This is a genomic window from Nocardia ignorata NBRC 108230 (assembly GCF_001612905.1).
GTDB lineage: Bacteria > Actinomycetota > Actinomycetes > Mycobacteriales > Mycobacteriaceae > Nocardia > Nocardia ignorata.
Genome location: NZ_BDBI01000016.1, coordinates 99,134 through 113,968, shown reverse-complemented (window position 1 = coordinate 113,968; position 14,835 = coordinate 99,134). Strand labels below are relative to the sequence as shown.

Annotated in this window: 10 protein-coding genes; 3 read left to right on the top strand and 7 right to left on the bottom strand. The window is 67.6% G+C overall.

The features are described from left to right. Positions 1 to 62: 62 nt before the first annotated feature. From NI2_RS14325 to NI2_RS14300, 6 genes are all read right to left on the bottom strand, one after another. Entirely contained in the window at positions 63 to 1,253 is a 1,191-nt protein-coding gene (locus tag NI2_RS14325; protein ID WP_443093642.1) for a DUF7373 family lipoprotein, read from the bottom strand. 5 nt (positions 1,254 to 1,258) lie between these two features. Beyond that, on the bottom strand, positions 1,259 to 2,347 hold the full coding sequence (locus tag NI2_RS14320) for a DUF7373 family lipoprotein (RefSeq protein ID WP_067490946.1): 1,089 nt from the start codon (positions 2,345 to 2,347) through the stop codon (positions 1,259 to 1,261). A 203-nt stretch (positions 2,348 to 2,550) separates the two neighbouring features. Then, entirely contained in the window at positions 2,551 to 4,065 is a 1,515-nt protein-coding gene (locus tag NI2_RS14315) for a serine/threonine-protein kinase (RefSeq protein WP_067490944.1), read from the bottom strand. A gap of 76 nt (positions 4,066 to 4,141) precedes the next feature. Further along, positions 4,142 to 5,377, bottom strand: a complete 1,236-nt coding sequence (locus tag NI2_RS14310; protein WP_067490942.1) for a DUF7373 family lipoprotein — start codon at positions 5,375 to 5,377, stop codon at positions 4,142 to 4,144. After that, the gene (locus NI2_RS14305) at positions 5,374 to 6,564 is read right to left on the bottom strand and encodes a DUF7373 family lipoprotein (protein ID WP_243749853.1); all 1,191 of its coding nucleotides are present in this window, start codon (positions 6,562 to 6,564) and stop codon (positions 5,374 to 5,376) included. Before NI2_RS14305 ends, NI2_RS14310 begins: the two co-directional genes overlap by 4 nt. A 56-nt stretch (positions 6,565 to 6,620) precedes the next feature. Next, on the bottom strand, positions 6,621 to 7,811 hold the full coding sequence (locus NI2_RS14300) for a DUF7373 family lipoprotein (protein ID WP_067490938.1): 1,191 nt from the start codon (positions 7,809 to 7,811) through the stop codon (positions 6,621 to 6,623). Positions 7,812 to 7,954: 143 nt separating this feature from the next. Between NI2_RS14300 and NI2_RS14295 the strand changes: the two genes are divergently transcribed. Then, positions 7,955 to 9,256: an FHA domain-containing protein gene (locus NI2_RS14295; protein ID WP_067490936.1), complete on the top strand. Its 1,302-nt coding sequence runs from the start codon at positions 7,955 to 7,957 to the stop codon at positions 9,254 to 9,256. 1 nt (position 9,257) lies between these two features. Here NI2_RS14295 and NI2_RS14290 read toward each other — a convergent pair whose 3' ends face one another. Beyond that, on the bottom strand, positions 9,258 to 10,703 hold the full coding sequence (locus NI2_RS14290) for a neutral zinc metallopeptidase (RefSeq protein WP_067490934.1): 1,446 nt from the start codon (positions 10,701 to 10,703) through the stop codon (positions 9,258 to 9,260). A 107-nt stretch (positions 10,704 to 10,810) separates the two neighbouring features. On the opposite strand from NI2_RS14290, the gene NI2_RS14285 reads away from it, so the two are divergent. Next, on the top strand, positions 10,811 to 13,348 hold the full coding sequence (locus NI2_RS14285; protein ID WP_067490932.1) for an FHA domain-containing protein: 2,538 nt from the start codon (positions 10,811 to 10,813) through the stop codon (positions 13,346 to 13,348). Between the two features lie 73 nt (positions 13,349 to 13,421). Then, a complete protein-coding gene (locus tag NI2_RS14280; protein WP_243749854.1) occupies positions 13,422 to 14,723 on the top strand; it encodes a hypothetical protein in 1,302 nt (433 codons plus the stop codon). Positions 14,724 to 14,835: the final 112 nt, after the last annotated feature.

Sequence of the window (14,835 nt, the reverse complement as noted above, 5' to 3'; positions counted from 1 at the left end):
TGATCTGGTTCGCGGGCATAGTAGCGCACCGACGGTTATGACTTCCTTGTCAGACGCTGGGCTCACTGGTACCCGGCAAGAAGCTTGTACTGAGCGGCGAGGCGCTGATGAGCGTCCTGTGGATTCGCTCCGACCGACCCGATAACGTATCGGCCCACTGTGGTCAGACAAGTCGGCGGCAGAGCAATGGCCATCGCTTTACCAGGTTTGGCTTTGTAACACCGCGCGCCGGGCATTTCGGCAGGTGCGTCCATCGGTTCGTACCTGGGGTCGATGTCGGCGGCCTCAGCCGCCAGGTACCGGACCGCTGCGGCCGCGTCACGTGTGCGATACACCGAGCCGCCTGCGGCCGCGGCGTAGTCGACGCCGGCGTCATCGAAGGCAGGCATCATTCTGTCGGGTCGATTTGCCAGGTGCAGCAGGGCCTGCCTGGGATATACGCGGCCGACTGCGAGTCCTTCGTCGGCGGGCAGGGTACGGGTCAGCAAACCGTCCACGTCCAAGGGGGCCTTGTCGATCTCGGCCACGGGAGTGGGGGAGTAGGACTCGAGCATGGCCAATTGCTTGTCGAAGAAGCGTTTGACGATGTCGGCGTTGGCTGCCGCGTCGAAGGGCACACTGACCGGGTCGCTCAGGGCAGCGTGGATGAGCAGATCGCCGCGAACCAGCCACGCGCGCATGTATTGCGTAGTGAACGAGTCCTTCGTGATCGCGACCCGTACCTGCGCATCCGGGTAACCGGGCACTTCTCCCGGGACACCGTTTGTGCGCTTGGCCAATTCCTCGTAGGCGAACCGTGCGTGGTTGTCGTCGGTGTACCGGATCACCATTGTGTCGATTTCGCGGCCGGTATAGATGTGGGCACGGCGGGCAGCGGCGGTCTGCCAGCCCGCTACCACGCCGGGGATGGCGTCGAGTGTTTCCTTGGCGTCCTTGAAGTCGGTCCCCGGGTACCACGGTGGTTTGCCTGTGGTGATTTCGCGGCTCACCCGCAGCCGGTTGTAGACGAATCGATGGTCGTAGTCGTATGGCATCGGCGACGCGGCACCGATCATGACGGATTCTCGAACAGCCCCTGAAAGTGGCCGTCTCGTCGCTTCGACATCGACCGGCGTCGTCGGATAGTTCCCGGAGTTCAGCTTGCTGATATCCACTTCGGGTGCGGTCGGAGCAGGGGGCTCCGATGAGCTTCCACAGGCGCTCGAGAGGATAATCAGGACCGAAAAGGCGGCGTAGGCGCGGAGCTTTCGCATATTCATCACTCACTCTTCGCCAGAATCGCGTACTGCGCGGCTGTGCGTTCCTGCAATGTCGGATCTGACGGCTGCGTGCTGTTCAACTGGGACGCCTGAGACATCACCACGGCGACATACCGTTCGTACACCAGGACGCAGAAACCGTTGTAGTTGCGATTCTTGTCCGGTTCGGCCAAGCGCACGCAGTGAGCATCGGCGATGCCAGGCGGCGGCTCGAGAACGGTGTCGTGCTTGCCGCGCCGAGCGAGCGCGGTTTGCAGCAAGAAGGCGGATTCGACATCCCTGGTTCGGTAGACCGTGCTGTAGCGGCGTCCGATGAGATCGACCCCCGCGTCTTCCAGCGCTTTGCGGGTTTCGCGAGGGTTGCGCTCGTAGTGCAGGATCCCGGACGGGAGGAATATGCCGAAATCCTCGTTGTGGAAGCCCATCTGAAAAGGGTCTCCCACCGGGGACTTGCTCATCGTGCGCCGAACCATGCCATCCTGGTCGAGTGGCAGATCGAGCAGGTCGTCCGCAGCGACGGCCTGGAACTTGTCCAGCGCCTCGATCTGCTTGTCGAGCACGTTCTTGATCATGTCGGCCGATGAGTTGCGGTCTGCTACCGGCTGCATCGCGGTGACGATCACGAATCGGCCGTGCGGCTGGAAAGCGTTGACGCTGCTGTCCGAAGCAGAGCCGTGCGCGCCCGGGTAGCTCGGAATCGCCACCGGCTGCCGAGAGTCCTCCTGCGTGAGTCCAACGGCGTACATCGCGGCGGCGGCCGCGACGGCGTTCTGCTCTGTGCCGAATTCCAGGATCCCGACGAACAGGGATTCGAAGTCACGGCTGCTGCCGTTCGTTCGTGTTGTGCAGACGCCGGCGACCAGATCATTGGTGGTGACAGCATCTTCGAACTTCTCTGGAAGTCCACCGGTCTTGGTCATCTCTTCGGCGTCGGCGAAGATCTTGGTGTAGCTCAACTCGGTCAGGGTCGGCACGAAGTCGGTCGGGTGGACCAGGACGTCGAGGAGCCGCCGCCCTTCGATCAGCCTGACCCGCTGTGCGGCGTGCGAGCTGAAGTTCAGTTCGAAGTCGGTCGGTTCGGTGACCATCGCGCCCGTTTGCAGGGCCGCGAGGTCGACCGGTGTCGTCCTCGGCGTGGCTTGGCCGGATACTGTTGCAGCGCAACCGGATCCGAGCACCAGGACCGCCGTCAACGCAGCGAATCGCTCGAGCCGCATGTTCCCCCTCCCACCGATCACCGCGTATCGCGGCGTTCAACCGATCGACAGGCTACCGCGTCTGCGACCGACGGCTACTTCACCCGGTTTTTCAGGATGGGGACGAGGCGGGAGAGGAGGGTTTGTTCGGAGGTGGTGGTCCAAGAGCGGATGGCGGTGACGGTGAGGGGGTCGTCGATGGGGATGACGGTGGCTCGGGAGCCGGTGAGTTGGTAGGGGAGGCCGAGGAGGCCGCCGCCGCCTGCTTTTTCGTCGCTGCGGACCGCGAGGATGTAGCTGTCGTCGGGGGTGTCGAAGCGGGTGGTGGTGCTGGTGACGGGGCGGGGGGAGGGTTCCTCTCCGGTTTTCGTGTAGTTGAAGTTGTAGACGAAGCCGAGGTCTTCGAAGAATTTCGTGGGGAGGGTGCCGCCGAGGTAGGTGGCGAGTTTGCCGTCGGCGGCCACGTCGACCATGAGGACGGTTTTGCCCGCGAAGGTGGGGTTGTCCTTGCGGGCCTGTTCCAGCGGGGTCAGGGCGGCGGTGGTGCTGGTCGAGGGGCCGGGTGGGGTGGAATCGCCGCTCGAGGCCCAGATGCCGATGCCCGCGGCGACCGCGACCACCGCCACTACGGCCGCACCCGCGAGGAGCAGCTTGTTCCTCGGCTTCTCGGGTGCCGGGGCGGCGGCTGCGGGAGGAGTGGGTGGTGACCACTGCTGCGGCACCTGGACGGGGTAGGTGGGGGCGGTGTGGTGGCCGGTGGGGTGGGAACCAGGCACGAGGGCGGCGGTCGCGGCGTCGGTGAATTCGCGGCAGGTGCCGAACCGCTCGTTCGGGTTCTTGGCCATGGCGCGGGCGATGACGTGGTCGATCGCGGGCGGCAGGCCGGGGCGCACCGCGGTCGGCCGGGGTGGCGGTTCGTGCAGGTGACCCATCATCACCATGGCCGGTTGCGTTGCGGGAAAAGGGTTTTGGTTGGTGAGAAGCTTGTAGAACGAGCAGGCGAGGCTGTAGATGTCGGCTCGGTGGTCGAGGTGGGCGCCGGAGAGTTGTTCCGGTGGGGCGTAGGCGATGGTGGCGAGGAAGTTGCCGGTCTGGGTGAGCTCGGTGGCGTCGTCGGTGGACTTCGCGACACCGAAATCGGTGAGCAGGACCCGTTCTTCGTCGCCGTAGCTGCTCGACAGCAAGAAGTTCGCCGGCTTCACGTCACGGTGGAGCAGGCCGCGCCGGTGCGCGAAGTCCAGGCCCTTGCCGACCTCGGTGGTGATGCGCAGGGCCCGCAGCGGTGTCATGGCCTGCGGGTCGCGGGCGAGTTCGGCGGCGGCGTCGGTGCCCTCGACGAACTGCATGGCGATCCACAGCTGGCCGTGTTCCTCGCCGCGGTTGAAGACCGAGACGATATTCGGATGATCCAGTCCGGCAGCCAGATTCGCCTCCCGCTCGAAGCGGGCACGGAACTCGGGATCGTTGCTGAGTTCGGCGCTGAGAATCTTCAACGCGTCGGTGCGGGGCAGGCTGGGGTGGGCCGCGAGATAGACCGAGCCCATCCCGCCCGCGCCGAGCTTCCGGATGATCCGGTACCCGCCGACGATGGTGCCGGGGCTCATCGCCATATCTCACGATCTCCTGACTCGGTGCATCCTGTCCCGTTCGGGCCGGAGCATAGCGAAACCGGCGTGGGCGGGGCGGTCATCGGGTATTGGCGAACAGCGCGTATTGCGCTGCCGCACGCTGGTGCGCGTCGAGCAACTGGTTGCCGCCGACGACACCCACGTACTGCTTGTACGCCACCACACAGCTGAAACGCTTGGCCCCGTCCAGGGTTCGGTTCTCGGTACAGGCGGCGTGGGGCAGATTGGGTGGTGGCGCCGCGTCGGCTTTGAGGTGGTGGGGAAGGAGTTTGTCGGTGACCGCGCGCAGGGCCGAGGCATGGTCGGCGGTGCGGATGGCCATCGAACCGTGCGAGAAGGCGACCTGTTCGGCATTCACCGCGGCGAATTGCTCGGCGAGTCGGTCGCGTTCGGGGGAGAGCGGGACACCGGAGGCGCCGGCGAAGTGGAGGGCGCCCGCCCTGGTGGTGACCGTGTGGGTGCCGTCGCCTTCGGGGAAGGTGAACTGGTCGGGGTTGAGGGTGCGGACCAGCAGGTGATCGGGGTCGAACGGGAGGGTGTAGACCTCTTCGTCGGTGAGGACGGGGACGTCGGCCAGCGCGCCGATCTGCTTGTCGTAGGCGGTGGCGGCCCGGGTGGTGAGGGCGTCGAGGTCGGGTTTGTCGACCGAGAGCAGGAACGCGAGCACGTAGGGGCCGTGGGGAAGCAGGGTGCGCAGGAACGGCGAGTCGGGGCGCCAGTGGGAGCGGGCGGCGGGGTAACCGGGGACGCTGACGGGCTGGTTGCGGCCCTCGTGGGAGGCGAGGTCGGCGTCGTGGAATTCCTGGGCCGCGGCGGTGGCACGGGCGGCGTCGGGGAATTGCAGCACCATGGTGGCGGCGGTGAATTCGTTCGTCGGTTCCTTGGACGGCCACCCGATCGAGCTCACGGTGGAGTCGGTCGAGGCGCCGGTGGACAGGAACCCGTAGAGCATCTTGTGCTTTTCGGCGATCGGTTCGGCGACATCGTCGTCGCCGAGTTCCCAGGGGGTTGTGCCGTCGGAGAAGGCGCGGGCGCCGGTGCCGTACTTCATCTGCGGATCGATGGCCGCGGCGTCGATGACGTGACCGGCGATACGCATACCGGCCACGTTGTACATCTCGTAGAAGTCGGGGACGGGATCGTCGTCGTGGGCGTTCACCGGTTCGGTGGGGAAGCTGCCGACATCCAAGGTGCGGATATCGATCTCGCCGGGCAGCGCGGTACCGGTGACCTCGGAACCACAGCCCGCGAGGACGGTGGCGAACAGGGCGAGTGCGAAACGGCGGATTCTCATGACGCGTTCACCAGCAGGGCGTACTGGGCGGCCGCGCGTTGCTGCACGTCGAGGAGTTGGTTGGACCACACGTACGCGGCGTAACGGTCGTAGGAGACAGCACAATAGAAGCGGATCGCGAAGCGCTGATTGCGCCCGATGTATTCCTTGCATTGGGCGCTCGGCAGATTCTTCGGTGGGTCGGCGGCGGTGAATTTGCGGGTGAGACCGCCCAATTCGTCGCGCACGGCCCGCGCGCCCGCGATATCGCGCGCCCGGTAGACGTCGGCGCCGTCACTGGCGTACAGGTCGACGCCGTTGTCGGCGATCATCGCCGTCGTGCTCACCGGGTCGGAGGTGAAATGGCGGGCGGTGCGGCCCGCGTAGACGCCGGGCGGGTTGAGCCAGGAATCCTCGCGCGGGCGGGGCGCGGTGCGGCCGAGCATGCCTTCGCGGTCACGCTGCAGAGTCATCAGATCGGCGGTGGGAGTGAATTCCGCGACCGAGGGCACGATGGTGTCGAGACTCTTGCGGGTCAGCTCGAGCAGGGCCTGCTTGTCGACCTTGCCGAGCCAGATCTTCAGATAGTCGAAGAACCAGGTGTAGATCACCAGATGCCCGGTGGCGAACCACGATCCGATCGACTGCTGGTCGGGCTGCCAATGTGCCTTCGCCGCAGGGTAACCCGGTATCTCGATGGGTTGGTTGTTGGGCGCGTAACCGAAATCGAGTTGCTCGAGCGCGGTCGCGGCGGCGGTGGCCTTCTGCGCGTCGGGAAAGATCATGACGGCGTTGACCATGTCGATGCCGCGGTTGTCGGGCGCGGTCTGGGCCGAACTCACGAATCCGCCGATGAAATCCGGGGCGATCTCGCCGAACCGGTCGATGGCCATGATCTTGCCGAGCGCGGCCTCGGGATCGATGAACACCGAGGCGATCGACGGGTTGGTGTGAACGAACCGGGGATCGATATCGGCGGGGGCGGGGACGTGATCGCCGAGGCGTTCGGCCTCGATGAACCGAGCTTGATCCATGCTGGCGACGGCACCGACCACCCGGGGTTGCGTCGGGTAGTTGCCCACATCGAGGGTGGCCAGGTCGACCGGCGGATCAGTGGCCGCCCCCGGTTCCTCCCCGGAACCGCACGCCAACAGGCCGGTGAGCAGGACGGTCGCCAGTGCGGCGCAGGCCGGTTTCCTCGACAGCACGGCGATCATTCCTCCCCGAAACGATGGTCGGCCGAATAGTAACCCGTTCTGCCGACCTACAAACTGTTGGCCAGCAGGGCGTATTGGGCGGCGACTTTCTGCCGGATCTCGGGTTCCTGCTCGGCACCGACAATAGCCAGGTAGCGCTTGTACGGAACGTAGCAGCGGTATTCGGAATCGATGTCTGAGTTGCCCTTCGAATTGAGTTCGAAGCATTTGGCGCCGGGCACATCGGTGGGCGCGGGCACGGAATCGTAGTGCTCGGCGGAATCGATGAAGCCCTGCATCAGCGCTTCGGCCCCCGCCTGATCGCGGACACGGGCGATGGCGCCACCTTCGACCAGGGCGTACCGGTCGGCGCCCGCGGCTTCGAGGAGGCGTTCGCGGGCGGTCTCGTCGTCGACCCGGCTCACGATGTGCTCGGGGCTGTACACGGCGAAAGTGCTCTGGTCGGGCTCGGTCTCGGTGGTGTCCTCGACCACGGCGCGGGCCAGCAGGCCGTCGGGATCGACGGGCAGGTCGGCGAGCTTGTCGTAGGGGGTCGGGGTGAACTTCGCGAGCTGGGCCAGGCTCGCTTCCAGCGACATATCGATCCAGGACACGAGGTCGTCGGCGTCGGCGCGCGGTCGCTGCACGAACAGCGAGATCACGAATTCCTTGTGCGCGTGGAAGGCGCCGACGGTGGGGATGCCGGGACGCCAATGCACATATGCCTCGGGGTATTTCGTCGAGGCGAGCTTGCGGTTGTCCGGGGAGACGCCGAGGTCGACGTCCTCGAGTTCGCGGGCGGCCAGCGTGGCCGAGGCGCTGTCGGGAAAACGCAGCACCGCGGTGGTGATGGCAGTGGCGTCGGGACCGGGACGCTTACTGCCGTCGGGATCGGCGCGGTCGGCGCCGAGCGTCACATAACCGGTGACGAACTTGCGGTTCTCCAGTACCGGACGCGACACATTGGCGATGAAATCGAGCGCGCGTTCCACCGACGGGATCACGGTCGACCCGCGCCCGTACGACATCGACGGATCGATCCGGACCGTCGGCGGCACGGCACCCGACATCCGCATGCCCTCCACGAGCGGACCTGCGCTACCGGCCTTTTCATCGTGCGAGCGCTTCTCGACGGCGAAGGCCCCCACTTCGAGTTCGCGCACATCGATCTCACCTGCGACGGGGGTGCCACTCACCGCGCAGCCCGTGAGGGCGATCGTGACTGCCGACAATGCGAACGCGACGCGGATCCTGATCATGGCTGCCCCTCGGTGTTCCTCCCGCTGTAGGTGTGAAGTTACCGGAACAAGCCCGCCCAGGGGGCCCTAAGTGTGGTGCTTTGCCATAGTCTGGATGTCATGTCGACGACCCTGCTGCGCGGTTCCGGTGGAGGCCGATACCTGTGAGGGATCGGCAGGTCGAAATCGTGCCGGGCGCGCATGCCGTGGCACATGTGGCGGGAGCGGTGATCGCGGTGGCGCACCGGGAGCCCGGACGCCTCACCCCGGAATCCACCGCCGCCATCGCCCTGGAATCGCTGGCCGAGCTCGTCCGCACCGCGGTGGAGGCGGAACCGGGCGGGCCGGGCGCCTCGGTCGCACGGGAGGCCACCCGGTGGCTGATGAAGCATGCCGAGCAGATCTCGCCAGGTGTGCCGATCGACTTCGGGGTGCTCTCGGCCGCCGACAACGGCGGTGTCGCGATCTTCCTGCACGGCGCGGTGACCGCCGTGCTCGCAGGCGATCGGGGGCCCGAGTACTACCGGGGTAGTGACGCGGCGTTCACCGTCGACCGGGTGGCCTCCGAACCAGCCAAGGGCGTGGCGCTGTTCGTCGACGACGCCAAGGGCCGCATCCCCGACCTGCCCGCCGAACGCGGCATCGGCTGGCTGGTCGAAGGCATCGCGCAGGCAGCCGGGGCCGTGGTGTGGGCCAACGATGTGCGAAGCCGCGTGCGCACCGCCGACCCGGACGCCCGCCGCCTGCCGCCGCCCACTGCCCGCATCGACCGGGAACCACGCCAGCCGCAACAGGATTCGCGCCCGGCCGAGGCGCCTGCCACGGGGATGCAGCCCGCGACCTCGATGCTGGACGCGGTGACCGGAACCAACCACGACCTCGTCGACCCGCACAACGCCGAAACCCGCACCGCCGGAACCAATCCCGCCCCCGAACCCGACCCCGACCTGCAGCGCAGGCTCGAGGCGACGGCCCGTTCGACGGTGCTGACGGTGAAGGTGATGGGATTCAAGTGCGCGCGTGCGCATCCCAGCGATCCGCGCTCGGCGTTCTGCACGGTGTGCGGCATGCCGGTCGACCAGACCCAGGCACTGGCCGAAGTGGTCCGCCCGCCGCTGGGCATGCTCGTCCTCGACGACGGCATGACCTACCTGCTGGCAGCCGACGCGGTGATCGGGCGCGACCCGGAGAATTCCGAAGCGGCACAACGCGGCCTGATCCCGTTGCGCATCGACGACACCTCCGGCGGCATGTCACGCGCGCATGCCGAAGTGCACCTGGTGAATTGGGACGTGCAACTGCTGGATCGCGGTTCCACCAACGGAACTCGCAGCCGGCTGCCCGGCTATCGCGACTGGATCCGGCTCACCCCGAACCAGCCGCTGGTACTCGTGCCCGGCACCGAGATCATGATCGGCAACCGGGTCCTGCGCTACGAACCAGCCGCGCCGCCCCCGTTCGGCTGAGTCAGCTGTAGCGGGATTCGCAGGTCGTCGCGCCGTTGAGGACGCCCGCGCGGAAGGCGTCGACGCGGGAGAAGCCGCTGGGGACGGTGTTGCCTTCGGCGTCGCTGGCGGCGAGGCCGTCGGTGAGCAGGCCGGAGACCGCTTCGTCCAGGTCGCCCGCGGAGAGCTGGATGTCGCCCTGGCTGACCGGACGGCCGGGCTCGGCGAGTTTGCCGGTGACCACACCGGACAGGCAGGCCGCGCGTAGGCCGGTTTTCGCGCCGGTGAGCGCTTGGCCGTTGCTGCGCTGCACGGCGAGGGTGTAGCGGGAGATGAACAGGACGTAGCCGTTGTAGTCGCCGCTCACCTTCACCGGGAGCGGGCCGTCGTCGCTGTCGTCGGCGGAACCGCGTTCGGCCAGACCGGGCACATCGGTGGCGATCACGTTCTTGGTGGGGCAGTAGGTGACCGGGTCGGTGACGGCGCCGTCGTCGCACTCCACCTGCGATCCCGAGTAGTCGTAGGAGGGTGACTGCCGCACCGGCAGGATCGCCTGCAGGGCCTTGCTCAACTCGACCAGATTGCTCTGAGTGATCGGGTACTCGCCGCGTCCCTGGTCGCCGGAGAAACTCTGCGGCAGATTGCCACGGCGCGATTCGATCTCGTCCTCGTCGATGCCCTTGCAGCCGCGCGCACCGTCGGTGAAACCGATCTGCACCGCCGTGACCCGCTCGAACGCCGAACCGTGCACGCTCTCCGGATCGTCGGGGTCGGAATCGCGAATCGAAACCGTGGCGGCCAGCACGGAATTGAGGCCGTCGGAGGTGTTGATGGTGAAGTGCTTCGACTTGCCCTCGGCGACATGACGCATGAACGCACCCGCGAAACAGTCGGCCTGCTGTTCCTTCACCAGTACCGGGGTCTTCTTGGTGACCATCTTGGCCATCGTCTGGATGGCGTGCCCGTATTCGTGGGCGAGCACCATCACCACCGACATCGGGCCGAAGGTCTCGCTCATCGTGGGCAGCAGCATCGCGCGGTCCCAGCCGATGGAGTTGTCGCTGCGGCAGTAGGCGGCGTTCACCAGGTGGTAGGTGGTTTCCTTGCAGAACTCGACCGCCGAGTTGCGTGGGGCGCGCGCGTCCCAGGAGATGAGGGTGGTGACCGGGTCGAACGTCTCACCACGGAACTCGGCGCCGAACACCGACTCCCAGTAGGTCTGGATGTCCTCGATGGCGTTGAGGGCGAGGGCGTCGACCTCGCCACCGTCACCGTTGGACGCGGTGAGCGAGGAATCCGCGACGCCGGGTCGTGGGCCGTTCGGGCCGCCGGTGGTCGGCAGACCGGCCACCCGGAAGGGGTCGTCGTAGATCGAGACCGCGCGGCCGTCGACCGCCCGTGTGCAGCCCACACTCAGCAGTGCGCATAGCACGGCGGTGATGGCAACGAGCACTTGGCCTTTCGGCATCGGTCCCCCTGGTCGGCCGGATACACGTGCAGGTCGGTCGCCGGATCGGGTGTGAAGCCGTCTCGGGGGCACCGCCGATGTCCGGGCGATGGCATAGTATCCGCTCCATGTCTTCACCGGGGGCGCAGACCATCACCGTGCGCCATGATGGAACCGAACGAGTCTTCGAAGCGAGCCAGCAGATCACCATGGGCCGCGCGCCCGAGGTCACCCTGTTCGTGGACAGTCCGCTGGTCTCGCGCGTGCACGCCACTCTGCGCTTCAGCAACGGCGCCTGGATACTCGCCGACAACGGCAGTACCAACGGCGTTTTCGTCGACGCCCGCAGGCTGAGTCAGCCGGTCTCGATCGACCGGCCGACCCAGGTGCGCCTGGGTGACGCGATCAGCGGGCCGCTGCTGCACCTCGTGCCCGCGGCGCCGGGGGCGGGATCGCGGCACGCGGCGACCATGGTCGCGCCGCCTTCGCAGCCGCAACCACAGCACCGTCCGCCACAGCGCCCGTCCTTCCAGCCACCGTCACATCCGACGCCTCAACAGCAGCAGCCACCTGCCCGGCCGCAGTACGTGCCGACCTCGCAGCTGCCGTCGCAGCCGGTCGCGCCGCAGGACAACATCAATATGACCCGCCGCGCCGACTCCTCGATGCTGCCGCCGGTGCGCAAGGCGGCCTCGACCGAACCGGTGGCGCGCGGTGACCGGATCCCGCCCGGCGGCCTGAGCATCGGCCGCACCTCCGACAACCAGATCGTGGTGAACGACCCGCTGGCCTCGCGCAAGCACGCGCGGCTGGTTTCCTCGCCGGAGGGGCTGGTCGTCGAGGACCTCGGGTCGGCCAACGGCACCTTCGTCAACGGTCACCGCCAGCAGCGCACGGTGCTGCGCGAGCGGGACATCGTCACCATCGGCAACATCGACTTCGTCGTCGCGCAGGGCGCGCTGGTGCACCGGCAGAAGCCGGTCGCCGAACTGGGTCTCACGGTGCACGGGGTCGGGTTCACCGTCGAGGGCAACAAGCAGTTGCTCGTGGATGTGAACATGCAGGCCGGGCGTGGCACGCTGACCGCGCTGATCGGCCCCTCGGGTGCGGGCAAGTCGACGCTGTCGAAGCTGATCGCGGGCAACACCCAGCCCTCGGGCGGTGTGGTCACCTTCGAGGGCCGCAACCTGCACGCCGAATACGAGGCGCTGCGTTCGCGTATCGGCATGGTCCCGCAGGACGATGTGCTGCACCGTCAGCTCACCGTCCGCCAGGCCCTCGGTTTCGCCGCCGAGTTGCGGCTGCCGCCCGATACCACCAAGGCCGACCGTCAGCAGGTGATCGACGGTGTGCTGCAAGAGCTTTCGCTCACCCAGCACGCCGACACCCGGGTCGACCGGCTCTCCGGCGGTCAGCGCAAGCGCGCGTCGGTGGCGATGGAGCTGCTCACCGGTCCGTCGCTGCTGATCCTCGACGAGCCGACCTCGGGCCTCGATCCGGCGCTGGACCGGCAGGTCATGCAGATGCTGCGCGAACTGGCCGACGCCGGTCGCGTGGTCATCGTGGTCACCCACTCCGTGGCCTGCCTGGACATGTGTGACCAGGTGGTGCTGCTCGCGCCCGGCGGCAAGACCGCGTTCGCCGGCCACCCCGGTGGCGTCGGAGCGGCGATGGGTACCAGCGACTGGGCCGAGATCTTCGCCAATGTCGCGGCCAACCCGGACCAGGCCTTCGCGGCATATCGGTCCAGGCAGGCCTATGTGCCGCCGCCACCGCCGCCGCAGCCGTTGCAGCGCGGCAATGCCGGTGCGCCGCCGCAGTCCAGTGGCATGCGGCAGTTCAGCACGTTGGCGCGCAGGCAGTTGCGGTTGATCTTCGCCGATCGCGGTTATCTGGTGTTCCTGGTGGTGTTGCCGTTCATCCTCGGTGCGTTGTCGCTGGTGGTGCCCGGTGAGAACGGATTCGCCGCAGGGCCGCTGGTCGCCCAGCCCGACGGGTCGTTCGCCAAGTCCGGTGGTAGCGAGACCCAGCAGCTGCTGGTGGTGCTCATCCTCGGCGCGTGCTTCATGGGTGCGACGCTGAGCGTGCGCGACCTGGTCGGTGAGCGGACGATCTTCCACCGCGAACGGGCGGTCGGGCTGTTGCCGTCGGCGTACTTGCTGGCCAAGATCGCGGTGTTCAGCGTGGTCGCGTTCCTGCAGTCCGCGGTGCTGATCGGCATCACCCTGCTCGGTAAGAACCCGCCCGGTGCCGGATCGCTGATTCCGAACGGCAGCATCGAGCTCTACATCGACATCGCCATGACGGCGGTCTGCTGTGTGGTGTTCGGTCTGCTGATGTCGAGCCTGGCCAAGTCCAACGAGCAGGTCATGCCGATGCTCGTGGTGATGATCATGGTGCAGCTCGTGATGGCCGGTGGTCTGATCCCGGTGACCGACCGCGTCGGCCTCGAGCAGGTGTCGTACCTGTTCCCGGCCCGCTGGGGTTACGCCTCGGGCGCGTCGACCGTCGATCTGAAGAATCTGTTCTGGGGTGCGCAGGACGATTCGCTGTGGACGCATTCGGTCGGCATCTGGATCCTCGACATCGCCATGGTGCTCGTGATCACCGCCGCCTTGGCGTTCCTCACCTGGACCCGCCTGCGGTTGAAGCGGTCGCAGGCATGATGATCGGGCAGGTCAACGCCGTTTCGGCGGACACACTGCGCGTGTCGAGCGCCGACCGGGCACACTTGAGCCTGTGACCGTTCGAGTTGGCGCCCTGCATCTGGGGTGGGATGTGGTGTCTGTCGCCGCGGGTGGCGGTGAGACCCCCATCCGCCCGGTCCAGGTGGAGGGCACCTACACCCCGCCCGCCTACCTGCTCGCCGACGCCGCGGGCAGGTTGCACACCGCCGGTGTCGACCGGCAGCGACCCGATCTGGGGATGGCGATCGCCGACGTGCGCGACATCCTCGGGCACCCGCAGATCGTGATCGCCGGCGCCACCTGGCCCGCCGAACTGGTGTTCCGGGCCAGGCTCTACAACCCGCTGGCCGCCGTCGGCAAGTATCTGCGCGGAAAGCCGCAGCTGGTGGCGTTGCCGTATCCCGACAGCTGGCCGGAGGAGAAGGTCGAGGTCTACGCGGGGCTGGTCGAACAGCTCGACGTGGTCGTCGAACCGCTACCGGAGAGCGTCGCGCTGTCGGGATACCTGCGCGCGCTCGGCCTGGTCTCTCCGCCGAGCGAGCGGCACCACACCGGTATCGGCGCCACCGGCATCTACTCCGACGGCCGCACGCTGCTGGTCGTCGCGGTGCACGGCGACGACGAGCAGCCGACCGAATCGGTGGAGGTCTCGGTGAACCCGGAGGCGCTGCGCGACGCGCGCACCGCCGACAACGTGGTGATCGAGGCGATGGCCGCGGCCCGTTCCATCGGCGCCGACACCTCGACGGTGCTGCTCGCGGGCAACGTGTGCTTCAACGACGCGCTACGCCTGGCCTTCCAGAACCATCTCGGACAGCGGCTGCAGGTGGCCGATCACCCGATGCACGCGCTGGTGCTCGGCGCCGCGCATCTGCTGGTCACCGAGCCGTTCGACGAGGACGACTACCCCGAACCGCAGCATCCCGGGCAGGCTTATGCCGCCCAGGTCGGCTGGGGTGCGCCGCCTGCCGCGCCGCGCGCCGCCCAGCCGCCCGGGCCCGCCGGTTTCGTGGCCGGACCGCCCGCCCAGTCCGGTGGGCGGCACGCGCTCGACGACGAAGCCGACCAGCGCGGAAAGCTCCTCGGCAAGGTCAAGAAGGGGTTCTTCGGCGCACCCGCCGTGCTCGGCGCGCTGGCGCTCGCCGCCACCGGCTGGCAGACCGACACCACCCTCACGGCCGACGCCTCGGACTGCGCGTTCACCCCGTACGTCAACACCACGCCCCCCGACGGCATCGCGACCGCGGACGGCAGCGTCGTCGACGGATGCGCCACCCCCGGCATCGACAACCTGCGCTACCTGATCCCCGGCCCGGCGCGCACCACCGACCCGGGCCCACCGGTGGTCATCTAGTCCGATTGTGGGGGCGTCATACCCGGCTGGTATCGTTGGCCGCTGGCGTGTGGAACGTCGACCCGTTCGCGGTTCGGTGTCTCCGCGATGTCCCGGGTCTCCACCGGCCGCC